At 65.2% G+C, this 25,350-nt stretch carries 24 protein-coding genes; 8 read left to right on the plus strand and 16 right to left on the minus strand.

Annotation, left to right across the window (positions count from 1 at the left end):
• Window positions 1–61: 61 nt before the first annotated feature.
• The gene (gene ispG, locus ACVWZM_RS16615) at window positions 62–1,351 is read right to left on the minus strand and encodes a flavodoxin-dependent (E)-4-hydroxy-3-methylbut-2-enyl-diphosphate synthase (protein WP_456853908.1); all 1,290 of its coding nucleotides are present in this window, start codon (window positions 1,349–1,351) and stop codon (window positions 62–64) included.
• Window positions 1,352–1,610: 259 nt separating this feature from the next.
• On the opposite strand from ispG, the gene ACVWZM_RS16620 reads away from it, so the two are divergent.
• Entirely contained in the window at window positions 1,611–2,486 is an 876-nt protein-coding gene (locus ACVWZM_RS16620; protein WP_253638103.1) for a sulfurtransferase, read from the plus strand.
• A 219-nt stretch (window positions 2,487–2,705) separates the two neighbouring features.
• Here the strand turns inward: ACVWZM_RS16620 and ACVWZM_RS16625 are convergent, their stop codons facing one another.
• The gene (locus ACVWZM_RS16625; protein WP_076824677.1) at window positions 2,706–2,894 is read right to left on the minus strand and encodes a hypothetical protein; all 189 of its coding nucleotides are present in this window, start codon (window positions 2,892–2,894) and stop codon (window positions 2,706–2,708) included.
• 164 nt (window positions 2,895–3,058) lie between these two features.
• On the opposite strand from ACVWZM_RS16625, the gene ACVWZM_RS16630 reads away from it, so the two are divergent.
• A complete protein-coding gene (locus tag ACVWZM_RS16630) occupies window positions 3,059–4,327 on the plus strand; it encodes a DUF805 domain-containing protein (protein ID WP_456853910.1) in 1,269 nt (422 codons plus the stop codon).
• A 187-nt stretch (window positions 4,328–4,514) separates the two neighbouring features.
• Here the strand turns inward: ACVWZM_RS16630 and ACVWZM_RS16635 are convergent, their stop codons facing one another.
• A complete protein-coding gene (locus ACVWZM_RS16635) occupies window positions 4,515–5,471 on the minus strand; it encodes a DMT family transporter (RefSeq protein WP_316398848.1) in 957 nt (318 codons plus the stop codon).
• Between the two features lie 231 nt (window positions 5,472–5,702).
• Complete coding sequence (locus ACVWZM_RS16640) at window positions 5,703–6,191, minus strand: Fur family transcriptional regulator (RefSeq protein WP_026191999.1); 489 nt, start codon at window positions 6,189–6,191, stop codon at window positions 5,703–5,705.
• 167 nt (window positions 6,192–6,358) lie between these two features.
• Between ACVWZM_RS16640 and ACVWZM_RS16645 the strand changes: the two genes are divergently transcribed.
• The 4 genes from ACVWZM_RS16645 (at window position 6,359) to ACVWZM_RS16660 (ending at window position 11,252) form a co-directional block, all read left to right on the plus strand.
• On the plus strand, window positions 6,359–6,838 hold the full coding sequence (locus ACVWZM_RS16645) for a MarR family winged helix-turn-helix transcriptional regulator (protein WP_085970781.1): 480 nt from the start codon (window positions 6,359–6,361) through the stop codon (window positions 6,836–6,838).
• Complete coding sequence (locus ACVWZM_RS16650) at window positions 6,831–8,003, plus strand: HlyD family secretion protein (protein ID WP_253588282.1); 1,173 nt, start codon at window positions 6,831–6,833, stop codon at window positions 8,001–8,003. Before ACVWZM_RS16645 ends, ACVWZM_RS16650 begins: the two co-directional genes overlap by 8 nt.
• 97 nt (window positions 8,004–8,100) lie before the next feature.
• Complete coding sequence (locus ACVWZM_RS16655; RefSeq protein ID WP_057016784.1) at window positions 8,101–9,657, plus strand: MDR family MFS transporter; 1,557 nt, start codon at window positions 8,101–8,103, stop codon at window positions 9,655–9,657.
• Window positions 9,658–9,941: 284 nt separating this feature from the next.
• The gene (locus tag ACVWZM_RS16660; protein ID WP_057016785.1) at window positions 9,942–11,252 is read left to right on the plus strand and encodes an ABC transporter substrate-binding protein; all 1,311 of its coding nucleotides are present in this window, start codon (window positions 9,942–9,944) and stop codon (window positions 11,250–11,252) included.
• A 443-nt stretch (window positions 11,253–11,695) separates the two neighbouring features.
• Here ACVWZM_RS16660 and ACVWZM_RS16665 read toward each other — a convergent pair whose 3' ends face one another.
• The 9 genes from ACVWZM_RS16665 to ACVWZM_RS16705 form a co-directional block, all read right to left on the minus strand.
• Window positions 11,696–12,865 carry a Gfo/Idh/MocA family protein gene (locus ACVWZM_RS16665; protein ID WP_057015446.1) on the minus strand — a complete coding sequence of 390 codons (1,170 nt, stop codon included), beginning with the start codon at window positions 12,863–12,865 and terminating at the stop codon, window positions 11,696–11,698.
• A 16-nt stretch (window positions 12,866–12,881) separates the two neighbouring features.
• Window positions 12,882–13,736, minus strand: a complete 855-nt coding sequence (locus ACVWZM_RS16670; protein ID WP_456853912.1) for a shikimate dehydrogenase — start codon at window positions 13,734–13,736, stop codon at window positions 12,882–12,884.
• A gap of 21 nt (window positions 13,737–13,757) precedes the next feature.
• Complete coding sequence (locus tag ACVWZM_RS16675; protein ID WP_028344907.1) at window positions 13,758–14,222, minus strand: SRPBCC domain-containing protein; 465 nt, start codon at window positions 14,220–14,222, stop codon at window positions 13,758–13,760.
• A gap of 11 nt (window positions 14,223–14,233) precedes the next feature.
• Window positions 14,234–14,557 carry an ArsR/SmtB family transcription factor gene (locus ACVWZM_RS16680; protein WP_057015449.1) on the minus strand — a complete coding sequence of 108 codons (324 nt, stop codon included), beginning with the start codon at window positions 14,555–14,557 and terminating at the stop codon, window positions 14,234–14,236.
• A 143-nt stretch (window positions 14,558–14,700) separates the two neighbouring features.
• Window positions 14,701–15,303, minus strand: coding sequence for a protocatechuate 3,4-dioxygenase subunit alpha (gene pcaG / locus ACVWZM_RS16685; RefSeq protein ID WP_456853914.1), 603 nt, complete (start codon window positions 15,301–15,303; stop codon window positions 14,701–14,703).
• Between the two features lies 1 nt (window position 15,304).
• The gene (gene pcaH / locus ACVWZM_RS16690) at window positions 15,305–16,006 is read right to left on the minus strand and encodes a protocatechuate 3,4-dioxygenase subunit beta (RefSeq protein ID WP_456853916.1); all 702 of its coding nucleotides are present in this window, start codon (window positions 16,004–16,006) and stop codon (window positions 15,305–15,307) included.
• Between the two features lie 38 nt (window positions 16,007–16,044).
• On the minus strand, window positions 16,045–16,584 hold the full coding sequence (locus ACVWZM_RS16695) for a 4-hydroxylaminobenzoate lyase (protein ID WP_229193455.1): 540 nt from the start codon (window positions 16,582–16,584) through the stop codon (window positions 16,045–16,047).
• Window positions 16,585–16,597: 13 nt separating this feature from the next.
• Complete coding sequence (locus ACVWZM_RS16700; RefSeq protein WP_082653659.1) at window positions 16,598–17,326, minus strand: nitroreductase; 729 nt, start codon at window positions 17,324–17,326, stop codon at window positions 16,598–16,600.
• Complete coding sequence (locus tag ACVWZM_RS16705) at window positions 17,302–18,531, minus strand: ABC transporter substrate-binding protein (RefSeq protein WP_082653660.1); 1,230 nt, start codon at window positions 18,529–18,531, stop codon at window positions 17,302–17,304. Before ACVWZM_RS16705 ends, ACVWZM_RS16700 begins: the two co-directional genes overlap by 25 nt.
• 232 nt (window positions 18,532–18,763) lie before the next feature.
• Between ACVWZM_RS16705 and ACVWZM_RS16710 the strand changes: the two genes are divergently transcribed.
• Complete coding sequence (locus tag ACVWZM_RS16710) at window positions 18,764–19,741, plus strand: LysR family transcriptional regulator (protein WP_057015118.1); 978 nt, start codon at window positions 18,764–18,766, stop codon at window positions 19,739–19,741.
• An 8-nt stretch (window positions 19,742–19,749) separates the two neighbouring features.
• On the opposite strand, the gene pcaG (ACVWZM_RS16715) is transcribed toward ACVWZM_RS16710, so the two are convergent.
• From pcaG (ACVWZM_RS16715) to pcaF, 3 genes are all read right to left on the minus strand, one after another.
• Window positions 19,750–20,352, minus strand: a complete 603-nt coding sequence (gene pcaG, locus ACVWZM_RS16715) for a protocatechuate 3,4-dioxygenase subunit alpha (protein ID WP_456853914.1) — start codon at window positions 20,350–20,352, stop codon at window positions 19,750–19,752.
• A 1-nt stretch (window position 20,353) separates the two neighbouring features.
• On the minus strand, window positions 20,354–21,055 hold the full coding sequence (pcaH, locus tag ACVWZM_RS16720; protein ID WP_076824658.1) for a protocatechuate 3,4-dioxygenase subunit beta: 702 nt from the start codon (window positions 21,053–21,055) through the stop codon (window positions 20,354–20,356).
• Window positions 21,056–21,160: 105 nt separating this feature from the next.
• Window positions 21,161–22,369: a 3-oxoadipyl-CoA thiolase gene (gene pcaF, locus ACVWZM_RS16725; RefSeq protein WP_456853919.1), complete on the minus strand. Its 1,209-nt coding sequence runs from the start codon at window positions 22,367–22,369 to the stop codon at window positions 21,161–21,163.
• A 211-nt stretch (window positions 22,370–22,580) separates the two neighbouring features.
• Here pcaF and mutS point away from each other — a divergent pair, with 211 nt between their 5' ends.
• The gene (mutS, locus tag ACVWZM_RS16730; RefSeq protein WP_057015406.1) at window positions 22,581–25,310 is read left to right on the plus strand and encodes a DNA mismatch repair protein MutS; all 2,730 of its coding nucleotides are present in this window, start codon (window positions 22,581–22,583) and stop codon (window positions 25,308–25,310) included.
• Window positions 25,311–25,350 lie beyond the last annotated feature (40 nt).

Genomic DNA, 25,350 nt, shown 5'->3' on the forward strand with positions numbered 1-25,350 from the left:
GGTTATGGGTCCCGGCCTTCGCCGGGACGACGGTTGAGTGTGGGTCACGCGCGGAGTGAAACTACTCCGCGGCGCCGGCCTGTTCCGGCAGCTTGGCGCCGTTGCCGTAGCGCTGGTCGATATAGTCGATCACCAGTGCCTTGAAGTCGGCGGCGATGCCGGGGCCGCGCAGGGTGCGGAACTTCTTGCCGTCGACGAAGACAGGCGCGGCCGGCGCTTCGCCGGTGCCGGGCAGCGAGATGCCGATATTGGCGTGCTTGGATTCGCCCGGGCCGTTGACGATGCAGCCCATCACCGCGACGTTGAGCTGCTCGACGCCCGGATACTTGGTCTTCCAGGCCGGCATCTCGTCGCGGATGAAATCCTGGATCGAGCGCGCCAGCTCCTGGAACGTGGTCGAGGTGGTGCGGCCGCAGCCCGGGCAGGCCGCAACCAGCGGCACGAAGGTACGGAAGCCCATGGTCTGCAGCAATTCCTGCGCGACCTGCACTTCCAGCGTGCGATCGCCGCCGGGCTCCGGCGTCAGCGAGATGCGGATGGTGTCGCCGATGCCCTGCTGCAGCAGGATGCCGAGCGCAGCCGAGGAGGCGACGATGCCCTTCGAGCCCATGCCGGCCTCGGTGAGGCCGAGATGGATCGCATAATCCGAGCGGCGCACCACTTCTTGATAGACCGCGATCAGATCCTGCACGGCCGACACTTTGGCCGACAGGATGATCTTGTTCTTCGGCATGCCGAGCTCTTGCGCACGCGCGGCCGACAGCAGCGCCGACTGCACCATCGCCTCGCGGGTCACCGCGCGGGCATCGCGCGGATTGGCCGAGGCCGTATTCTCGTCCATCAGCTTGGTGAGCAGCTCCTGGTCGAGCGAACCCCAATTGGCGCCGATGCGCACCGCCTTGTTGTTCTTGTTGGCGATCTCGATGATGTCGGCGAACTGCGTATCGCGCTTGTTCTTGAAGCCGACATTGCCGGGATTGATGCGGTACTTGTCGAGCGCCTCGGCGCAGGCCGGATATTCGGCGAGCAGCTTGTGCCCAATATAGTGGAAGTCGCCGATCAGGGGCGTGGTGATGCCGCGCTTGCGCAGGCCGTCACGGATGTGCGGCACGGCAGCGGCGGCTTCCTCGCGGTCGACGGTGATGCGGACCATCTCGGAGCCGGCGCGGGACAGCGCGGCAACCTGGGCGATGGTGCCGTCGACATCGGCGGTGTCGGTGTTGGTCATCGACTGCACGACGATCGGCGCGCCGCCGCCGACGGCGACGTTGCCGACCATGACCTGCGTGGTTTGGTGCCGCGGCGCGGGGCCGGCGACGTCGTCTTGCGGCAAAATCTCGGGCTTGTTCATGGCGTCTCGAATATCAGGTTTTGGTGACATTCACCAAGGGGGCGATGGGCCTCGCGCGCGGCGGGCCAAACGATCATGTTTCGGAGTGAATTCAATAGCTTATGGCGCCGATTGAGGCCAAACGCAAGCCATGCAGCGGCGTCCTGCATGCCCAGCTATATTGGACCGGATTGGGGTGAATCAAAGGGCAAAGTGACAGCTTTTCATGTGATCTGGCGCATCTTAGCATCCCGTTAAACACACACCGGGAGGACGCAAAATGGCCGGCAACAGCGAGCTGATCACCACGGCGGAACTTGCCGAGATCCTGACCCGGCCGGATCTTCGCCTGTTCGACTGCACGACCTATCTGGAGCCGGCCCCCGCCGGCAGCAACGCTCCCTATATGGTCGTCTCGGGCCGCCAGACCTTCGAGGCCGGCCACATCCCGGGCGCCAATTTCCTCGATTTGCAGGCCGAATTCTCGGATGCCCATACCCATCTGCGCTTCATGATGCCGCCGACAGCGCAGCTCGAAGCCGCGTTCGGCCGCCACGGCATCTCGGCGGGCAGCCGCGTCGTGCTCTATTCGATCGGCACCGCAATGTGGGCGACGCGGTTCTGGTGGATGCTGCGCTCGCTCGGCTTCGAGGGTGCCGCCGTGCTCGACGGCGGCATCGACAAATGGACCGCCGAAGGACGCGACATCGAGACCGGACTTGCCGGCGGCTATCCGCCGGCGACGTTTCCGGCGCGGCCGAAGGACGGCATGTTCGTCGACAAGCATGACGTGCTCGCCGCGACCACGGAGGGCGACACCGTCATCGTCAACGCGCTCGGCCCGCAATTCTACAAGGGACTGGAGCCGAGCCGTTACGGCCGGCCCGGCCGCATCCCCGGCAGCGTCAGCGTGCCGGCGGCGACCTTGATCGATCCCAAGGCCAAGACGTTCGTGCCGCTTGAGGAGGCCGAAGCAATCTTCGCAGCGCAAGGCATCACCAGGGACAAGCGCGTCGTCGCCTATTGCGGCGGCGGCATCTCCGCGACCATCGACCTGTTCCAGCTGCATCGGCTCGGCTACGACAATCTCACGCTCTATGACGGCTCGATGGGCGAATGGGCGAAGGATGCAGAGTTGCCGATCGAGAAAGGTTAGCGATCGACAAGGCTCTTTCCACTCGTCGTCCCGGCGAAGGCCGGGACCCATAACCACCGCGTTTGGTGATGAACGGGATTGTGGCCCCAGCGGCGCGCAACAATTGAGATTTGGGGTAATGGGTCCCGGCCTGCGCCGGGACGACACTGAATTTGTTGCGCCGCTCGTGAGTCATACATCCGCATTCTCGCGACATGAATCGTCGGAGTCTTGAGGCGATCAAGCCGGCTTCTTGACGATCTCAAGGCCGCGGGCCGCCAACTCCTTCAAAATGCTCCGTGCCAGATGGGAGCACTCATCCGGCTTGATCCAGCACGCGCTCCGCCAGTCCGGATCATCCTCCTTGGAGTATGCGGTGAACGCGGAGCGAATACCGGCTTCAATTGCATCGATGGCATCGATTGGCATCAGCGCGCCTCCAACGGCATCCCTCGCATGGGAGCCTTCGTGGAGGCGATGTTGACGTAAATCGATACCGTCCGCAATTGCGCCTGAAGGCCACAATTGTCCGCTCAGCAATAGGGAAACGTAAATCTTCGCCGCTAGAGTGCTGCCGTCTGCCGGAGATGGTCGTGCATCCCACCGCGTCGATCGCCACCTGTTTCAGGAAGTATGCTGATTTCACCGGACGGGCTTCGCGCGCCGAGTTCTGGTGGTTCTTCGGCTTTTGTCTGCTGCTCCTGCTCGCAGCCCATCAGCTCGACAAGACGGTCTACGCCGCCGTCGCAATAGCGCTGCCGCTGTTTGCCGTGACGGCCCGGCGCTTCCACGACAGTGGCCTAACCTCCGGCCTTGCGGTGTTCTTCGCCGTTGCGCCGTTTGTCATCTTCTACTTCTTTTCCGCTGTCCAGGATCGCATCGAGGCATGGTTTGGCGTGCACGTGCCGTATGGATTGATCGCCGCGATCCCGGCGACCTGCGCCTTTGCTTTCTCTGCCTTCTGCTTCCTCGCCGCACTCGGCCGCCGAAGCCTGCAGACCGCTTCGACGGCACTTGCGACGTCCGGCGTCGATTCATCGGAAGCACGTCCGCCTGATCCGGCCGTGCTCGCCAGGCGAGAGGCGGAACGCAAGGTCTCCGGTTTTTCCAAAGCCGTCATGGCCGTATTCGCGATCCCGGCGGATGGCGGGGCGTCGGCCGTCGCCGACAAGACCGACCCCGGCGTAATTGCCGCGTGCGGGATCGTCGTCGATCTCTGCGCGCGTTACGGACACGGCATCACCTCACCGCCATTCAACGCGCTGTTTTCCGGATCAGGGGCGCGACTTGAGGCCGCCGGCTGGCACGCCCTACCGGACGGCGGCGCGGAGATCGACCTGAACCATCGCGCAAGCACCAGCATCGTGCGCAATTGCGCAGTTGAACTGCGCAAGGACGCGGGACAGACCGACATTGCCGGCCTGCTGCGCAAGGAGAAAGAGCAGTTGCAGGCGGCCGAGACGGCGACGCCGGAACAGGATCGGACGACGGCCTATTACGCGCTCGACGGAGCGGGCGCAGCCGGATTCATTGCGATCGAGAAGCTGCGTCAAAGCTACAACACCTATTTCCGAATCCGCATCTGCCTTGCCGAAGGGCATGGGCGCGCCGCGATGGAGACCCTGCGATCGTCGACGCTCTACCAGGCATTCCGCCACGCGTTCTCCGATGGCGCGCCGCCCTATCCCGCGTTCGGCCAGAGAATCATCAAGGGCTATCAGCCGATCCTCTACCGGGACGGGCTCGGCATCTCACTCGAGGTCACCGATCTCGGAGCCGGGAGCGCAAAAATGCTTGCCGGCCGCGGGCTGCATCTTCCGCCGGTCTACGTCGATTTCGAGATACATGAGCGGATGATGTAACGGGATTGCGCTCCGGTTGTCTGCGGCATTCCGCTTCTCTTTGCTCGTCATCCTGAGGCGCGAGCTCTTGCGAGCCTCAAAGGATGAACGGCCCGGGTGCCGGCTGGGCCGTCGTGCTTCGAGACGCGCGTTCCGCGCTCCTCAGCATGACGGGGAGAGAGTTGAGCGCACGGCACCCAGGATAACCTCACGCCGGCACGTTGGGATCCGGCGTCACCTTCGGGTCGGGCTTGTTGACGAGATAGAGCCCGGCGATCACCAGCAGCGCGGCGACGCCGAACACCGCCGTCAACGTGTCGTGCATGATGAAATAGGCCGCGACGACGCCGAACAGCGGCGTGACGAAGGTGAAGGCCGACAGCTTGCTCGCGGAGTAGGTTTTCACCATCGCAAACCAGATGACGAACGTGCAGCCCACCACCCAGACCGCCTGATAGGCGAGCAGCGAGATCGACAGCGCGCTCGGCACATGCTCGATGCGCTCGCCCGCGATCCAGGCGGCGAGGCCGAGGATCGGAATCGAGATCGCGACCTGGTAGCCGAGCGCCTTTTCCGGCGCGGCCTTGCGCAAGCCCGTGCCCTTGGCGACCAGCGTAGTTGCCGCCCACAGCGCGCCGCCGCCGACCACCATGAGGTCGCCGAGCAGCACCTTGGCATCGACGTTCGGCTGCGGCACGCCGATCGCGAGCGCGACGCCGGCAAAGCTCAGCGCAAGCCCGCTCCACTGCACGGTCGAGAGACGCTCGCCGAGGAACTGGTGCGAGCCGAGCGCAACGAAGAACGGCGCGGTGTAGAGGAACACCGAGGCGCGCGAGGCCGAGGTGAAGACGAGGCCGGTGAAGATCAGCACGAACTCGCAGCCGAACATCAGCCCGGCGACGATCCCGGGGACGAGGGTGCCGTCGCGCTCGAAGAATTTGACGCCGCGCAGGTGGCCGACGATCAGCATCACCGGCAGCGCGCCGGCGGAGCGGATCATCGCCTGCAGCATCGGCGGCACGTCGGGCAGCGCAAGCTTGACCGCGAGCTGGTTGAAGCCCCAGCTCACGCACAGCATCAGCATCACGGCGATGGCGCCGGGCGGCAGCCCGTGTCCGACGCTGACGGGCCTTGTGACGCTGGCGGAGATCGCTTGGGTCGACATGTTTCCTCGCGGGCCGGCTTGGTGCCGTGTTGTTAATTGCCGGTTGGGCTCCCTCGCCCCGCTCTTGCGGGGAGAGGGTTGGGGTGAGGGGCCGTCGCCGCAAATTCGATAGAGGCGAGCGTGCGGAGAGTCCCCCTCACCCGAAATTCGCTACCGCGAATTTCGACCTCTCCCCGCAAGCGGGGCGAGGTAGCTCGAAAGCAGTGCGAGTTAGCTGAAACCATCGCGCCATCACGTCTTTTGGCAGTGCGCACAGGTGCCGGCGATCTCGACGACGGAGAGTTTCGGGATGAACCCCGAGGCCCGCGCCGCCGCGGTCAGGCTTTGCGCGACGGGGGCGGCCGGGATCTCGCCGACCGAGCCGCAATGGTCGCAGATCAAAAACGCCACCATCGAGGTCTCGTCATGGTCATGCGCGCAGGCGAGGAAGGCGTTGCGGCTCTCGATGCGGTGGACGAGGCCGTTCTCCATCAGGAAGTCGAGCGCGCGGTAGACGGTAATCGGTGCCGGCCGCGGCATCGTCTTGGCCAGCTCGTCGATCACCTCATAGGCGCCGAGCGGGCGATGGCTCGACAGCAGCGCCTGCAGCACCTGACGGCGGATCGGGGTGAATTTCTGGCCGCGGCGAGCACACACCTGCTCGGCATGCGCCATCGCGTCCGCGGCGCAGCGGCCGTGATCGTGGTCGGGGGCAGGAAATGTCGGCTTGGCCAGGCTCATTGCCTCGATATGTAGCATTTGCGCGCCCGTTCCCAAAGCCCGGCTCTCAACCCCGGTTCGCCGCCGCGTTGCAGCCATGCCCGCAATGCGGGGCAGCCTCGCGTTAACCCGGCATGCAGAAATCATAAGCAAGCTTATTATATCCCAAGCTTATGGAGGCAGGATCGATGCGCGGTTCGGTGGACACCGATTTCTTGTTTACGTTGGGCGAAGTGTTCCGGCTGATCCGCGTCTATGCCGACAAGGAGGCCGCACGCTACGGCATCACCCGCGCGCAATGGGCCGTGCTGTCCAAGGTGGAACGCCAGGAAGGGTTGAAACAGACCGAGCTCGCCGAGCTGCTCGAGGTGCAGCCGATCACGCTGACGCGGCTGATCGACAAGCTCTGCGACAATGGCTGGATCGAGCGCCGCAGCGACGAGAACGATCGCCGCGTCAACCGCCTCTATCTGAAGAAGGCCGCGCGCCCGCTGCTCGGCAAGCTCGCCGGCCTCCGCTCCGAACTCACCGCGACCGCGCTCGAGGGCATCAGCCCCGCTGACGCGTATCGCCTGCTCACCCAATTGGAATCGATCAAGGAAAACGTTCGCAATGCCGTCCAGACCCCAGCCGGCGAGCCCTCCCGAAAGGAACAGCGCTATGGCTGAACCCGTCCTCAAACTGGCCCCCGAGCAGAAGAGCAATCCGGGCGAGCCTGCGCCGTCGGGCAAGGCCAGCCGCGCGCCGCGCCGTCGCCTGATGGCCGGTCTGCGGCGCTATCGCCGCACGCTGCTGCTGGTCGTGCTGCCGACGCTCGCTGCGATCGGCGGCATCGTGTTCTATCTCAATGGCGGCCGCTATGTCGGCACCGACGACGCCTATGTCGGCGCGCAGAAGGTGCTGATCACGCCGGAAATCTCCGGCAAGATCGACAAGATCGTCGTGAAGGAAGGCCAGCACGTCAGGAAGGGCGACGAACTGTTCGAGATCGACCCCGTGCCGTTCCGCCTCGCGGTGGCGCAGGCCAAGGCCGCGCTCGACCAGACTAGGACCACCTATGACAACCTGGTCGACAACATCAAGATCAACGGCAGGATGCTGGAATTCGCCCAGCAGAGCATCGAATTGAAGAAGCGCGACGTCGAACGCAAGTCGACGCTGGCCAAGCAGAATTTCGGCTCGCAGCTCGACCTCGACAACGCGGCGAATGCGCAAGTGACGGCCGAGAGCCTGGCGCAATACATCAGGCAGCAGATCTCCAAGGACAAGACGCAGCTGCTCGGCGATATCGACCTGCCGATCGAACAGTTCCCGCCCTACGCCCAGGCCAAGGCCAAGCTCGACGACGCCCAGCGCAATCTCGACCACACCGTGCTGCGCGCGCCGATGGACGGCGTCGCGACCCAGGTCGACCAGATCCAGCTCGGCCGCTTCGTCGCCGCCGGCTCGCCGGTGTTCTCGATCATCGACGTCGACCATCCCTGGGTCGACGCCAATCCGAAGGAAAGCGACTTCACCTATGTCGCGGTCGGCCAGCCGGTTGAGCTCGACGTCGACGCGTTCCCCAACCATCGGTTCAAGGGCAAGGTCGGCTCGCTGTCGCCCGGCACCGGCGCACAGTTCGCGATCCTGCCGCCGCAGAACGCGACCGGCAACTTCGTCAAGGTGGTGCAGCGCGTGCCGGTGCGGATCTATTTCGACGAGAACGATCCGTTCGTGAAGAAGCTGAAAGCCGGCATGAGCGTCTACGCGACGATCGACACCAACCACCGCCGCACGCTGGCCGGCCTGCTCGGGCTGGCGCCGGCCTCGGCGCACCCGGACCACGAGTAGAGAGAAGAAGCGGTCGATCATCGACCGCAGAGACAGTGCGCCCCCTGTCCCGCTTGCGGGGGAGCGGGTTTCCAACGCTCGAACAGGACCGACCTGAATGAATGCACCGTCACCATCCGCCGTACCCGGCATGCGCCGGAACATGGTGACGATCTGCGCGATGACCGCGACGATCATGCAGGCGCTCGACACCACGATCGCCAACGTCGCGCTGCCCTATATGCAGGGCTCGCTGTCGGCCTCGCAGGACCAGATCAACTGGGTGCTGACCTCCTACATCGTCGCGGCCGCGATCATGACCGCGCCGGTGGGCTGGATCGCCAACCGCTATGGCCGCAAGCGCATCTTCATCATCTGCTCGGCCGGCTTCACCGTCGCCTCGGTGTTCTGCGGCCTGGCGCAGGACATCAACCAGATGGTGCTGTTCCGCCTGCTGCAGGGCGTGTTCGGCGCGGCGCTGGTGCCGCTGTCGCAGGCCGTGATGCTCGACTCTTACGCGCTGCATGAGCGCGCGAAAGCGATGTCGATCTGGGGCATGGGCGTGATGATGGGCCCGATCATGGGCCCCTCGCTCGGCGCCTGGCTGACCGAGACCTATTCCTGGCACTGGGTGTTTTTCGTCAACCTGCCGTTCGGCGCCATCACCGTGCTCGGCCTTGCCGTCTTCATGGACGAAACCAAACAGGACCTCAATCTGCGCTTCGACTGGTTCGGGTTCGGCGCGCTCGCGGTCGCGATCGGTTCGCTGCAGCTCGCGCTCGACCGCGGCGAGCAGCTCGGCTGGCTGGAATCCAACGAAATCATGATCGAATTCATCGTCTCCGCGGTCGGCTTCTACTATTTCTTCGCCCATTCGCTGACGACCAGCCGGCCGTTCATCCAGTTCGCGCTGTTCAAGGACAAGAACTTCCTCGGCGGCTGCGTGTTCATGACTGTCATGGGCCTCGTGCTGTATTCGACGATGGCGCTGTCCTCGCCCTATCTGCAGAACGTGGTCGGCTACCCGATCATCACCGCGGGCCTGTTGTTGGCGACCCGCGGCGCCGGCACCTTCGTCGCGATGATGCTGGTCGGCCGCATGATGCGCTACATCGAGGCGCGCACGCTGATCATCTCCGGCCTGGCGCTGACCGCGGCCTCGCTGTTCCAGATGACCGGCTGGACCGACATGACGCAGGCCAACGAGATCATCGTCGTCAGCGTGATCCAGGGCTTCGGCTTCGGCCTCGTGTTCGTGCCGCTGTCGACGGTGGCGTTCATGTCGCTGCCCAACCATCTGCGCACCGACGGCACCTCGATGCTGACGCTGTTGCGCAACGTCGCAAGCTCGGTCGGCATCTCGATCGTGATCGCGCAGCTGACGGAAGGCGGACGGCGGATCTACGCAAAGCTGTCGGAGCAGATCAATCCGTTCAACCACGCGCTGCAGATGCCCGACGTATCGGGCATGATCAACCTCAACACCGATGCCGGCCGCGCGATGGCCGACAAGATGGTGGCGGCGCAGTCGCAGATCATCGCGTTCTCGCACGACTACCAGCTGGTGATGCTGTTCATCCTGGTCTCGATCCCGCTCGCGCTGATGATCGGCTCGACCAAGGCCACGCTGCGCGCGCAGTCGGCGCCATCGGATCATGCCGCGGTGATGGAGTAGGTTTTCGCCCTACGTTCTCCGAGTGTCGGGGCGATTGGTCACACCGTCATCCTGAGGCGCGAGCACTTGCGAGCCTCGAAGGATGCACGGCCCCGTTGGTGGCCGTCGACCCTTCGAGACGCGCTACGCGCTCCTCAGGGTGACGGTGAAAGAGTGAGGACGCCCCCTCCGAAAGCGCAAGACGCCGCAGCCGCAAGCCGCGTTGACTTTCCGACCTTGCCTCCCAATACTCCGCAAAAACAAGCAGACCCGTCATACAACTGACGGTTTCAGGGGAGGACGCGATGCCGACTTCACGCAGGACGCTGCTGAAGACTTCAGCGGCTGCCGCCGCTGCTTTCAGCTTGGATTGGACACGGGCGCAGGCGCAGGCCGAAACGGTCCGGATCGGTGTGATCTACGACCTGACCGGCCCGTTCGCCGCCGGCGGCTCGGTCGCCTCCTCGATCGGCACCCAAATCGCGATCGACCTCGTCAACGAGAAGGGCGGCATCGGTGGCAAGTACAAGATCGCGCCGGTCAACGTCGATTCCCAGAGCAAGCCTGATGTCGCGATCAACGAGGCCAATCGCCTGATCGACCAGGAGAAGGTCGACATCCTCAACGGCGTGTTCGCAAGCTCCCACGCGGTGCCGCTCGCCGCCAAGGTCGAGCAGCAGAAGCGGATCCTGTGGATCACGACCGCAGTCTCGACCGCCGTGTTCAAGGACAAGAACCTGCAATACGTATTCCGCGCGCAGATCCATTCCGACCAGTACGGCCAGGCCTTCGCGAGCTTCATCAACGAGCACGCCAAGGCCAAGCTCGGCATGGAGCCGAAGGACGTTAAGGTGGCGCTGATCCATGAGGACGGACCCTATGGCGTCGGCGTCGCCGCCGCGGACGAAGCCTTCGCCAAGGAGGTCGGGCTCCAGGTCGCGCTGAAGGAGGGCTATTCCGCCTCCGCGCCCGATCTCTCGGTGCTGGTCACCAAGCTGAAGCGCGCCAAGGCCGACGTGATCTCGCATGCCGGCTACAATCCCGACATCACGCTGTTCCTGCGCCAGGCACGCGAGAGCGGGCTGAAGTTCAAGATGCTGTTCGGCGCCGGCGCGGGCTACAGCCAGCTCGACAAGCTGCGCGCGACCTTCGGCGCCGACATCGACAATTTCTGCAACATCGATCCGGTGCCGGCGCAGCTGCTCGATCCCGCCAAGCTCGCGCCGGGAATCGGCGACCTCACCAAGACCATGGTCGCGCGCTACCGCGAGAAGACCAATGCGACCGAAGTGCCGCCGCACTGCTCGATGGGCTTCAACCAGACCTGGATCCTGCTCAACAATGTGCTGCCGGTCGCCAAGGAGAAGTACGGCGGCTTCGATCCCGAGGCGATCCGCAAGGCGGCGCTCGACGTCGACATCCCCGCAGGGGGCACCATCCAGGGCTATGGCGTGAAGTTCTATCCGCCGGGCACGCCGCTGTCCGGCCAGAACGAGCGCTCGACGCCGGTCGTGATGCAGAACGCCGGCGAGCGCATCACCGTGGTGTGGCCGACCAATATCCGCACCCAGGATCCGGTGTTTCCGCTGCCGAAGGGCTCGGTGTACGCGGCGTAGCGTGGCGACGAGGCGAGACTGCCGCCGCATCGGGGCTGCGCTCCCTCGCCCCGCTGTTGCGGGGAGAGGGTTGGGGTGAGGGGCTTCTCTCCGCGAATGCGATCGCGATGAGACCTGTACCCCCTCACCCGGATTGCATCTGGCGATGCAATCCGACCTCTCCCCGCAAGCGGGGCGAGGTGAGGTGAGATGTCGCCTCGCCGCTCGAGCGAATGACGCGGTGACAACCTCTCATCCGGCGCGCTGTGCGCGCCACCTTCTCCCACAAGGGGAGAAGGGAAGAGCAGCCGCAGGGTAACCAAAAGGAGTGCGACGACGTACCAGACTCACATGCTGCTCTCGACTCCGTCATCCTGAGGTGCGAGCGGAGCAAGCCTCGAAGGATGGACGGCCCGGCATACGCACTATGGGACGAGAGCAATCACGCTGCTCCTCCCGCGCCGTTACAACACCACCCGCCTGCCCTCATCCGCCGCCCAGTAGCCGGCGTAATTTACCCTGGTCGTCTCATACGCCAGCGCGAGGTCCGCGAGGGGCTGCCGCCCGGTCGCGACGCATTCCATGAAATCCTGGATCTCCTGCAGGTAGCCGCGGGTCCATTCCTCCTCGAGGCAGACATATTGCCAGCCGGTTTTGCGATCGACCTTTTCGGTGATGTAGACCGAGGCGAGCTTCTCCTCGCTCGTCTGGTAGCTGGTCAGATGCGTGTTCGGGGTGATGTTGGCAAACAGTGAGCCGCCGCTCGTATAGGTCTCGATCAAATTGCGCACGCCGCCCATGATCATGTCGCCGGAGAACACCGTTGCCTTGGTGCCGTCGGAGAAGGTTGCGGTCAGCGTGCCCCAATCCTCGACATCGACAGGATTGGCCTTGATGTAGGCGCGCTCCTCGGATTTAAGGCCGGCGGTGACATTGCCGACGTCGCAGGTGACGCTGGCGACCGTGATGGTCTCGCCGCGCGCTTTGGCCTCGACCTGCTTGAGATAGAGCACCGCCGACAGGGGATGACAGCCCATCCGGATCAGCGAGCCGCCGCCGGTCATCGCCCACTCGGCGGCATGCGCCGCATGCGAGCCGGAATGGCTCTCCTCGCCCTTCATGAACAGGATCTTGTCGCCTGTCGCGCGGATGATCTCCGCGGTCTTGGTCACCGCCGGTGCGTAGATCCAGTCCTCCGCATACATGAAGAGTTGTCCGCTTCGCTCGATCGCGGCGCGGGTCACCTCCATCTCCTCCATCACCCGCTGGTACATCAGCGCTTTCGGCACATGCCTGCCGATCGGCGCCTTGTCGCCGTCGCGGCCGAAATAGCCGCTGAACGGCTTCTCGCAGATCACGTGCTTGCCGGCCTGCATTGCCTCGACGATCATCGCGGCGTGAAGGTTCGGCGGCGTGCAAATGTCGATCACGTCAAGCTCGCGGTCGGCGATCAGCTCGGCGAAGCTGCGATAGGCGTTCGGGATTGCGTGCTTGCGGGCGAACGCATTGACATGATCGCCGCGCGCCGCGACCGCCCTCACCTCGACGTCGACGCCATAGACGCGCCGGTAGGCAACCATATGCAGCTCCGACACGAAGCCGCAGCCGGCCAGCCCGATCCTGATTTTTGTCATTTTGTGTCTCCGCCCCTCAGGCGGGCGCAGAGTAGCGTGCGGCCATCACCGCGTCGAACGCATTTGCCATGACATCCGTCGAAGGCATCATTGTCGTGAACAATTCGAACGCGTCCGCTGCTGCGTAGATCGCAAGATCGCGCCCGGTCAGAACTTTGGCGCCCTTGGCCTTGGCCGCCAACAGCAGCGGCGTCCACAGCGGCGTGTAGACGGCGTCGGCGACCCACATCGACGGATGCAACAAGCCGTCCGGCACAGGACTGTCGCGGCTCGGCAGCATGCCGACCGGCGTTGCGTTGACGACGCCGGTCGCGCCATCGACCGCGCCCTCGACGCTGGCGACACCACGAACCGCATGACGGCTGGCCAACTGACCGGCCAGCCGCGCGACCTTCGCGGCATCGGCATCGAAGATGCGGAACTCACCAACGCCGAGGATGGCGAGCGCGAAGGCGATCGCCTTGCCGACGCCGCCGGTACCGATCAGCGCGATCGGGCCGCGCGGCGCTGACGCAAGCAGCGGCGCGATTGCGCGCGCAAAGCCGGTCGCGTCGGTGTTGTGTCCGACCAGCCGCGTGCGATCGACGACGATGGTGTTGACCGCGCCGATCGCACGCGCATCGGGTGCGAGGTCGTCGAGCAGCTCGACCACCGCCTCCTTGTAGGGAAAGGTGACATTGACGCCGGCAAAGCCGAGCCGCCGGATGCCGTCGAGCATCGCGCGCAGCTCGTCGCGGCCGGCGCCGTTGACCTCGATGAGCTGGTAGTGGACGCGAACGCCGAGCGCTGCTGCGGCCGCTTCGTGCATCGCAGGCGCCGCCGAATGCGCGATCGGATAGCCAATCAGCCCCGTCAGGAAACGGTCGCGCATTGTCCCTCACGTCAGTCGCGTTCAGCTCATGCGGTCGAGTCGAGCATAGCTGTCTTCCATGCCGTGCTCCATGCCGGTCGCGAGCATCGCTGCGCGCGTTTCGGCATCCGGCAAGGTCATCCGCATCGTCATCAAGGTGCCGTCGCCGTCGGGCGCAAAGCGCGTCTCGACATGATTGTCCGGCGTCGGATCCGGCAGATGCATGCGCTCGACATGCACGATGCGGCTGAACGGTTCGAGCGCGAGATATTCGCCGGTCAAATGAAAGCCGCCGCCCTTCCCGTCGGTCCATTCGTAGCGGATCCTGCCGCCGGGCTTCGCCTCGCTGATGCAGACCGGCATGGTCCAGCCGTCGGGACCGAGCAGCCATTTCTGCAACAGCTCCGGCTCGGTATGCGCCCGATACACCGCCTCCGGCGGCGCGACGAAGCGCCTGGTCACGACGACATAGCGGTCGCCTTCGGTCTTCAGCGTCAACTTGCTCATGGGGATACCCTTCACTGCTCAGGCTTCATTGTGGCCAGCACACCGTCCAGCCGGTCGTAATTGGTTTCCAGCGCACGGCGCAGCATGCCGAGCCATTGATCGATCTCGGTAACCGCTGATGGCGCCAGCCGGCACGGTCGCTTGGTGCCCTCGATCCGCCGCACGATCAGGCCGGCGCCCTCGAGCACCTTGAGATGGCGGGAGATCGCGGGCTGGGTCATGTCGAACGGCTCGACTAGCTCCATCACAGTCGCCTCGCCCAGCGCGAGGCGCGCCAGGATCGCCCGGCGGGTCGGGTCGGCGAGCGCGGAAAAGGCGGCGTCGAGGTTGGCCATGCTTTATCTCGCATCTGTTATATAATAACATTATTATATAACAGATGCCGCATGGTCAAGCCAAATCCGCTGCGGCGAACGCGCGCAGCGGATTTTTCGGCCGTCCCCCAAAGTTGGATTGGCGCGCCGCTGGCGGCGCGCAGCTAGACGTCGAAGAACACCGTCTCGTTGTCGCCCTGCAGATGGATGTCGAAGGTGTAGACGCTGCCCGCGCCGGCGTTGCGCCTGGCGATCAGCGTCGCGCGTCGATCGGCCGGCACCAGCGCCAGCGTGGAATCTGTGGTGTTGCCGGCTTCATCTTCGAAATAGATCCGGGTGTAGAGGTGCAGCAGCATGCCGCGCGCGAACACCGCGAGCCCGATATGCGGCGCCTGCGGCTTGCCGTCGGCATCCGGCACCACGCCCGGCTTGATGGTGTCAAACGAGTAACCACCGCTCTTGTCGGTGCCGCAACGGCCAAAGCCCTTGAAGCTCGAATTGGGCAGCGCGCGCGCATCCTGCGGATCGGAGAAGCGGCCCTGGCTATCGGCCTGCCAGATCTCCAGCATGCAGTCCGGGATCACGGCGCCGTCGCCGTCATAGACCTTGCCCTCGACGCGGATGCGCTCACCCGAGACGTCAGGCGTCAGAAGGTTGTTGGTAAAAGCGTCGTTCCATTCATATTCGCCGTTCGGCGTCAGGCCATACTTGAAATAGGGGCCGACGGTCTGCGAAGGCGTGATTCCATCAGGACGCGGGTTCGACACGTTACTTGGTCTCCATCGGCGTGGCACTCTGCCCGCGCAGCACGATATCGAAGCGGTAGCACAGCGCCCATTCCGGCTTGGTGTTCTCGAGATCGAACGACGAGATCATCCGCGCCCGCGCCTTCTCGTCCGTCACCGAGTTGAAGATCGGATCGAACGGGAACAGCGGATCGCCCGGGAAGTACATCTGGGTCACCAGCCGCGAGACGAACGAGTGGCCGAACACCGAGAAGTGGATATGCGCGGGCCGCCAGGCGTTGTGGTGATTGCCCCAGGGATAGGCGCCGGGCTTGATGGTGATGAACTTGTAATAGCCCTTGGCATCGCTCTGGGTGCGGCCGGCACCCGTGAAGTTGGGATCGAGCGGCGCCGGGTGCTGGTCGACGACATGGATGTAGCGGCCGCAGGCATTGGCCTGCCACAGCTCGACCAGGGTGTTGGGCACGCCGCGGCCGTCCTCGTCGAGCACATAACCATGCACGATGATGCGCTCGCCGAGCGGCTCGCCCTTGGCCTGGATGGTGAGGTCGTTGTCGTGCGCGCGCACGGTCTCATGACCATAGACCGGCCCGGTCAGCTCCGAGAGCGTGTGCCGCAGCGGGATCAGCGGCTTTGAGGGTACGCGCTTGATCGCGCTGCGGTACGCAGGCGACAGGCGCGCCGGATGGACGCTGTTCGAAGCGACCGGATAGATCAATGTCATGCGCATTCTCCGGGCCGGATTGCCGTTGGCGCCGAACGTCAGGCCGGCGCCTTGAAATCGTAGGAGATGCGCCCGGCCGGCAGAAAGAACAGCGCGATGACCGCGCCACCCCTGACCTCCGGATAGTGCCGGCTGCCGGGATCCGGCGCGGTCCAGCCCGGCCCCTGCCAGCCCTGCAGCCCCTTCAACTGCGCGCCCTTGTCGAGGGGAACGACGAGGTTGAGCTCGCCATAGGGGTGACCATGATATTGCCCGCGCAGCACGTCGTGATCGTCCTCGTCCTTGAAGCGGCGCGGATCGGTGCTGTTCATGTAGACCGCGGTGATGCTGAACTGGAACGTCTCGGGGACCGGCTCGAGGATGCGGCTGCGCCGATAGTTCGGACCTTCCACCTCCTGGTTCGCCGCCCAGCCCTCCTCGACTCCCATTTTGATGAGGCGGGCGAGATCCTGGTACAGCGCGCTGTCCTCTCCATAGGTCTCGTTGAGCCATCGCTCCATCGCCGCGCTCGGCGTCATGTCCTTGACCTCGCGCAGAAACGGAATGCTGCGTTCGATAAGCTGTTCCCGGCTTCCCATGACTCTCTCCTGTCTAATCCTCGAAACCCTTGAAGGAGGCGAATGCCTCCAGTTCCGCGCGCGGCATCAGCCGCGTGCGCGACCGCTCCCTGGGGTGGCCCATCGAGATCCCGCAGGCCACCATCTGCTCGGCGGGCATCGACAGCAGCGGACGCAAGATCCGATGGAATCTGGCGAAGGTCTCCTGCGGACAGGATTGCAGCCCGCGTCCGACCGCCGCCAGCATCACGTTCTGGATGAACATGCCGAGATCGAGCCAGCTTCCCATCGCGAGACGCCGATCGATGGTGACGATCAACCCAACCGGCGCGCCGAAGAACATGAAGTTCTTTGCGGTCTGCCGGCTCCTCGCCGCAGCGTCGCTTTGCGCGATCCCGAGCGAGTCATAGAACAATCGCCCGAACTCCTGACGACGGCCGAGATACGGCTCGGGGAAAGCGCTGGCGTAGTATTGATATTCGGAGACGTGCTCGTTCGGCTCGTTCTCATACGCATCCAGCAGCGCAGCCGACACCTCGGTCTTGGCGGCGCCGGCGAGCACGTAGACGTGCCAGGGCTGGATGTTCGCGCCGCTCGGCGCGAACCGCGCCACGCGCAGGATCTGCTCGATGGTCGATCGGGAGACCGGACTGCCGGAGAACTCGCGGCACGACAGCCGGCCGGCGATCACCTCGTCGATTGGATTGCGTGCGGCTCCGCACGCCACATCCCGGTCGATCACGACTTCTTCACGAGCGAGCATCCGCCGTCCTCCATCGGTCTGAAGGCCTCTTCACCCGGGATGGTGGCCAGCAGCTGGTAGTAGTCGAACTGGTATTTCGACTCTGCCGGCGACTTGACGCGGAACAGATACATGTCGCGGACCAGCCGGCCGTCGGGACGGATCCTGCCGTTGCGGGTCATGAAATCGTTGACCGGCAATTCGCGCATCTTGGCCGCGACCGTCGGCCCATCAAGCGTGCCGGCGGCTTCGACCGCCTTGAGGTAGTGCATGACAGCACCATAGGTGCCGGCGTGGATCATGGTGGGCACCTTCTTCGTCTTCTCGATGAAGCGCTTCGACCACGCCCGCGTCTCGTCGTTGAGATCCCAGTAGAACGCCGAGCTCAGCATCAGGCCTTGCGCACTCTGCAGCCCAAGGCTGTGAATGTCGGCGATGAAGACGATCAGGCCGGCAAGCTTCTGCCCGCGCGTCACCCCGAACTCGCCGGCCTGCTTCACGGCGTTGATGAAGTCGCCGCCGGCGTCGGCGAGCGCGATCACGTCGGCCCTGGAGGCCTGCGCCTGCAGCAGGAAGGACGAGAAATCGGGCGTGTTGATCGGGTGTTTCACGGCGCCGACCACCTTGCCGCCGGTCGTGTCGATCACCTTGCGGCTGTCGGCCTCGAGCTGCGCACCGAGCGAATAGTCGGCCGAAAGAAAGAACCAGGACCTGGCGCCGAGGCGCGAAATCGCCCTCGTCGTCCCCTGCGACAGCGCATAGGTATCGTAGGTCCAGTGGATGCCGGTCGGCGAGCACTCGTCGCCGGTCAGCCGGGACGTTGCCGCGCCGGTGGCGAGAAACAGCTTCTTCTTGTCGCGCGTGATGCCCTGGACCGCCAGCGCGACCGCGGAATTCGGGACATCGAGAATGGCCTCGACATTGTCGTTCTCCAGCCAGCGCCGGGCAATCGCCGAGCCGGTATCCGCCTTGTTCTGATGATCGCCGGCAACGATCTCGATCGGGCGGCCCAGCACCTTGCCCTTGAAATCGTCCACCGCCATTTGCGCCGCGACCACCGAGCCCTCGCCGCCATTGTCAGCGTACAGCGACGACATGTCGGTCAGCACGCCGAGCCTGACCGGCCCGTTCTGTGCAATCGCCGACGTCGCCGTCGCCACCAGCATCAACGCCAGTCCGATTGATTTACGCGCGCCACTTCGGGCCAACATCACCCAGGCCTTCATCGCTCTTCTCCTCCCAACCCGGCGCCGGCAATCTTGGCCAGAACGCCGCGTTGCGGAAGTGAAAGTCTTGCAGAGTGATCCTGAACCGGCTTCAGATGGCAGGTGGTGACGACACGGCTATACGCTCGTGGAGAATCCGCTCGGTTGCATCCGCCAGACGCCTGGCCTTAACTGCCGTCGATCGCGGAATTTTGCCGAGGCGAGCGATCTGCCATAGACGGGGACTCTCAGCGTGTCCGTTTCCTTCAAGACTCTGGACCTGAACCTGCTCAAGGTGTTCGACGCCGTCATGGAGGAGCGCAGCGTGCTGCGGGCCAGCCAGAAGGTCGCGCTGAGCCAGTCCGCAGTTAGCCACTCGCTCGCGCGGCTGCGCGAGATGCTGGACGACGAGCTGTTCGTTCGCACCGCCACCGGCATGCAGCCGACCGCGCGCGCATTGACGATGGCCCCGCAGGTTCGCCAGGCGCTGCGATCGCTGGAGGCTGCGGTCGAGCTGCCGACCTTCGCTCCGGCGGTCTCGACCAAGCCGTTCACGCTGGCCGCGAACGACTTCACGACCATGGTGCTGGCGCCGCCGCTGCTGAAGATCCTGGGCCGGGAGGCCCCGTCGATCGATCTCACGATCAAGCCGGTGACCCGAATCGATCTTGCCGAGCAGATCGACCTCGGCCGCATCGACGTCGCGATCGGCGTGTTCTCGTCGCCGCCGAGCCGCTTCCGCACCGCGCTGCTGTTCGAATATGACGATGTGCTGATCGTCGGCAAGAAGCGCAAGCTCGACCGGCTCGACAAGGCGAAGCTCGCTATCTTGCCGCTGGTCGTCGTGTCCTTCGGCGGCGAGCAGGAGGGCGCGATCGGCGGCTTCATTTCCGAACGCGGGCTTGCCCGGCGTTCGGAGATGTACGATCGCCCCGCGCTCGAGCGCGCGCTGGCCGACAGCGACCGGCCGCCGCGGATCGCGGTCTCGCTGCCGCATTTCCTGGCCCTGCCCGCGCTGCTGGTCGATTCCGAATTGGCGGCGATCGTGCCGCGGCCGCTGGCGCGCGCGCTCGAACAGGCACATGCGATCACGACCCACGAGCTGCCCTACACCACGACGCCCGTGGAGGTTCGGCTGCTCTGGCACGAACGCGTCGAGGACGAGCCTTCGCACGAATGGCTTCACGAGGTGCTCCGGCGCGCCACCGAAGAGCTGCGGCGCGGCGGCTAGCGGCCGGGCTAGACGTCGAAGAACACCGTCTCGTTGTCGCCCTGCAGATGGATGTCGAAGGTGTAGACGCTGCCCGCGCCGGCGTTGCGCCTGGCGATCAGCGTCGCGCGTCGATCGGCCGGCACCAGCGCCAGCGTGGAATCTGTGGTGTTGCCGGCTTCATCTTCGAAATAGATCCGGGTGTAGAGGTGCAGCAGCATGCCGCGCGCGAACACCGCGAGCCCGATATGCGGCGCCTGCGGCTTGCCGTCGGCATCCGGCACCACGCCCGGCTTGATGGTGTCAAACGAGTAACCACCGCTCTTGTCGGTGCCGCAACGGCCAAAGCCCTTGAAGCTCGAATTGGGCAGCGCGCGCGCATCCTGCGGATCGGAGAAGCGGCCCTGGCTATCGGCCTGCCAGATCTCCAGCATGCAGTCCGGGATCACGGCGCCGTCGCCGTCATAGACCTTGCCCTCGACGCGGATGCGCTCACCCGAGACGTCAGGCGTCAGAAGGTTGTTGGTAAAAGCGTCGTTCCATTCATATTCGCCGTTCGGCGTCAGGCCATACTTGAAATAGGGGCCGACGGTCTGCGAAGGCGTGATTCCATCAGGACGCGGGTTCGACACGTTACTTGGTCTCCATCGGCGTGGCACTCTGCCCGCGCAGCACGATATCGAAGCGGTAGCACAGCGCCCATTCCGGCTTGGTGTTCTCGAGATCGAACGACGAGATCATCCGCGCCCGCGCCTTCTCGTCCGTCACCGAGTTGAAGATCGGATCGAACGGGAACAGCGGATCGCCCGGGAAGTACATCTGGGTCACCAGCCGCGAGACGAACGAGTGGCCGAACACCGAGAAGTGGATATGCGCGGGCCGCCAGGCGTTGTGGTGATTGCCCCAGGGATAGGCGCCGGGCTTGATGGTGATGAACTTGTAATAGCCCTTGGCATCGCTCTGGGTGCGGCCGGCACCCGTGAAGTTGGGATCGAGCGGCGCCGGGTGCTGGTCGACGACATGGATGTAGCGGCCGCAGGCATTGGCCTGCCACAGCTCGACCAGGGTGTTGGGCACGCCGCGGCCGTCCTCGTCGAGCACATAACCATGCACGATGATGCGCTCGCCGAGCGGCTCGCCCTTGGCCTGGATGGTGAGGTCGTTGTCGTGCGCGCGCACGGTCTCATGACCATAGACCGGCCCGGTCAGCTCCGAGAGCGTGTGCCGCAGCGGGATCAGCGGCTTCTGCGGCGAACGCTTCACGGTGGAGCGATAGTCCGGCGACAGCCGCGCCGGATGGGCCGCAAGCGATTGCAGCGGGTACAACAAGGTCATGGCGAATTCCTCCGCGGCCCACGCGCCCGGTGAGCTCACGTCAGATCATTATAATGCATAACCAATTTGGGGAAGGGCTGTTTTCAGCCCCTCCAAGCCATTGGCTTAATTAAGTTTTTCGATCGCGACCGCAACGCCCTGACCGACTCCGACGCACATAGTTGCCAAGGCAAGCTTCCCGCCCCGCTTCTCCATGCCGTGCACGGCGGTCAAGACCAGCCGCGCGCCGCTCATGCCGAGCGGATGGCCGAGCGCGATCGCGCCGCCATGCGGATTGACGAAATCGGCGTCTTCCTTGACGCCGAGCTGGCGCAGGCAGGCGATACCCTGCGAGGCGAAGGCCTCGTTGAGCTCGATCAGGTCGAAGTCCGACACCTTGATGCCGAGGCGTTCGACCAACTTCTTCGTTGCCGGCACCGGACCGATGCCCATGATGCGCGGCGGCACCGCGGCCGAGGCAAGGCCGAGGATTTTTGCGCGCGGCGTCAGGCCGTGCTTCTTCACCGCGGCTTCGGAAGCGAGGATCATCGCGGCGGCGCCGTCATTGACGCCGGACGCGTTGCCCGCGGTCACTGTGCCCGGATTGCGCACGATCGGCTTCAGCTTGGCGAGACCTTCGAGCGTGGTCTCCGGACGCGGATGCTCGTCCTTGTCGACGGTGATCGGGCCGGCCTTGCCGCCGGGCACTTGGATCGGAACGATCTCCTCGGCGAAATAGCCCGACGCAATCGCCGCGCCCGCACGCTGCTGCGAGCGGATCGCCATCGCATCCTGATCGGCGCGCGACACCTGGAATTCCTCAGCGACGTTCTCGCCGGTCTCTGGCATCGCATCGACGCCGTACTGCGCCTTCATCAGCGGATTGATGAAGCGCCAGCCGATTGTGGTGTCGTAGATCTCGGACGAACGCGAGAAGGCTTCCGCGGCCTTGCCCATCACGAACGGCGCGCGCGTCATCGATTCGACGCCGCCCGCAATCGCGAAATCGATCTCGCCGGCGCGGATGGCGCGGCCCGCAGCGCCGACTGCATCGAGGCCGGAGGCGCAGAGCCGGTTCAGGGTCTGACCGGGAACCGACTCCGGCATGCCTGCGAGCAGCAGCGCCATGCGCGCAACGTTGCGGTTGTCTTCGCCGGCCTGGTTGGCGCAGCCGAAATAGACCTCGTCAACCTCGTTCCAATTGAGCGTCGGGTGCTTGGCCATCAGCGCCTTGATCGGGGCCGCGGCGAGATCGTCGGCGCGCACCTTGGCGAGCGAGCCGCCGAAACGGCCGATCGGGGTCCGGACGGCATCGCAAATGAACACATCATGCATTGAATCTCTCCCTGAATGCCGCGACTTAGCGCTGGATCGGTTGGAACTTGAGATCGGTTTTAGGAGCGTGCCCGCGGCAGGTCAATTGATGCGGCTGCGCGCCCCGCACGCATTGCCGTGAGGGCTGACATAATTGGCGCGTGGACAGGGTGGAAAACCCCGACTTCGCGGATAGGACCGCGCGACGAAATTTTGTAGTTTCCGCCCCCTCATGACAGTCCAGCAGCCCATCCCCGTTCCGCCCGAGCCCGCTCCTGCCGCCGAGGCGCCGTCGCGCGTCACGCCGATGATGGAACAGTATCTGGAAATCAAGGCCGCCCATCCCGGCCTGCTGCTGTTCTACCGGATGGGCGACTTCTACGAACTGTTCTTCGAGGATGCGGAGATCGCCTCCCGGACGCTCGGCATCGTGCTGACCAAGCGCGGCAAGCATCAGGGCATGGACATCCCGATGTGCGGCGTTCCGGTCGAACGCTCCGAGGATTACCTGCATCGCCTGATCGGCGCCGGCCATCGTGTCGCGGTGTGCGAGCAGACGGAAAATCCCGCGGAGGCCAAAGCCCGCGGCAACAAGAGCGTGGTCCGCCGCGGCGTGGTGCGGCTGGTGACGCCGGGCACGCTGACCGAAGACACCCTGCTCGACGCCCGCACCAACAATTACTTGATCGCGATCGCGCGCGCCCGCGGCTCGGCCGGTGCGGATCGTCTTGGCCTTGCCTGGATCGACATTTCGACCTCCGAATTCATGGTGACGGAGTGTGCGACCGCGGAGCTCGCGGCGACGCTGGCGCGCATCAATCCGAACGAGGCCATCATCACCGATGCGCTCTACAGCGACAGCGAGCTGGCGCCGACCTTGCGCGAACTGCCGTCGGTGACGCCGCTGACCCGCGACGTGTTCGACAGCGCCACCGCCGAGCGGCGACTCTGCGACTATTTCGCGGTCGCGACCATGGACGGCCTGTCGGCGATGTCGCGACTGGAGGCGACCGCCGCGGCCGCGGCCGTCACCTATATCGACCGCACCCAGGTCGGCAAGCGTCCGCCGCTGTCGCCGCCGGCGCGCGAGGCCGCCGGCACCACGATGGCGATCGATCCGGCGACCCGCGCCAATCTCGAACTGACGCGCACGCTCGCCGGCGAGCGCCGCGGCTCGCTGCTCGATGCGATCGACTGCACCGTCACCGCGGCGGGCTCGCGCCTCCTGGCGCAGCGCCTTGCCGCGCCGCTCACCGACGTCGCCGTGATCGCGCGGCGGCTCGATGCCGTCTCGGCCTTCGTCGCGGATTCCGCGGCGCGCGAGGACGTCAGGACCGTGCTGCGCGCGGCGCCCGACATGTCGCGCGCGCTGGCGCGGCTCTCGGTCGGCCGCGGCGGCCCGCGCGACCTCGCCAGCCTGCGCGACGGCATCCTCGCCGCCGACCAGGCGCTGGAGCTGCTGGCGCAGCTTTCCAATCCGCCGGCCGAGGTTTCGACCGTGATGGCGGCGCTACAGCGTCCCTCGCGCGATCTGGCGCAGGAATTCTCCCGCGCGCTCTCCGAACAGCTTCCGCTGATCAAGCGCGATGGCGGCTTCGTCCGCGAGGGCTATGAAGCCGCGCTCGACGAGAGCCGCAATTTGCGCGACGCCTCGCGCCTCGTCGTCGCCGCGATGCAAGCGCGTTATGCCGAGGATACCGGCATCAAGACGCTGAAGATCCGGCACAACAACGTGCTCGGCTATTTCGTCGAGGTCACCGCGCAGCACGGCGACAAGCTGTTCGCGCCGCCACTGAATGCAACCTTCATCCATCGCCAGACGCTGGCGGGGCAGGTCCGCTTCACCACCGCAGAGCTCGGCGAGACCGAGGCCAAGATCGCCAATGCCGGCGAGCGCGCGCTCAATCTCGAGCTCGAGATCTTTGAACGCCTGAGCGCGATGGCGCTCGCGGCGAGCGCTGATCTGCGCAATGCCGCGCATGCCTTTGCGATGCTCGACGTCGCGACGTCATTGGCCAAGCTTGCGATCGACGACAATTACGTGCGGCCTGATGTCGACGGCTCGCTCGGCTTTGCGATCGAGGGCGGCCGGCATCCGGTGGTCGAGCAGGCGCTGAAACGCGATGGCCAGCCGTTCATCGCCAATGCCTGCGACCTGTCGCCGGCGCCGGGCCAGAAATCCGGCCAGCTCTGGCTGATCACCGGTCCGAACATGGCCGGTAAGTCGACCTTCCTGCGCCAGAACGCGCTGATCGCGCTCTTGGCACAGATCGGCTCTTACGTGCCGGCGTCGCGGGCGCGGCTCGGCATCGTTGACCGGCTGTTCTCGCGCGTCGGCGCCGCCGACGATCTGGCGCGGGGACGCTCGACCTTCATGGTCGAGATGGTCGAGACCGCGGTGATCCTGAACCAGGCCAGCGAACGGTCGCTGGTGATCCTCGACGAGATCGGCCGCGGCACCGCGACGTTCGACGGGCTGTCGATAGCCTGGGCCGCGATCGAGCATCTGCATGAGAGCAACCGCTGCCGCACGCTGTTCGCGACGCATTATCACGAGCTGACCGCGCTCTCGGCGAAACTGCCGCGGATGTTCAACGCCACGGTGCGGGTCAAGGAGTGGCAGGGCGACGTCGTGTTCCTGCACGAGGTGCTGCCGGGCTCGGCCGATCGATCCTACGGCATCCAGGTCGCAAAACTCGCCGGCCTGCCGCCCGCGGTGATCACACGCGCCAAATCGGTGCTGGCCAAACTCGAGGCGCAAGATCGCGGCCAGACCGCGCGCGCCTTGGTCGACGACCTGCCGCTGTTCGCCGTCCCCTCCCGCGCCGCCAGCGAGGACAAGCCGCCGAGCGAGGCCGATCTGCTGGTCGAGGCGGTGAAGGCGCTGCACCCCGACGAAATGTCGCCGCGCGAGGCGCTGGATGCGCTGTATGCGCTAAGGGCGAAGCTGCCGAAAGCGTAGGTGCTGTCGTCATTCCGGGATGGTCCGAAGGACCAGACCC

This window comes from Bradyrhizobium sp. USDA 4501 (assembly GCF_054062115.1).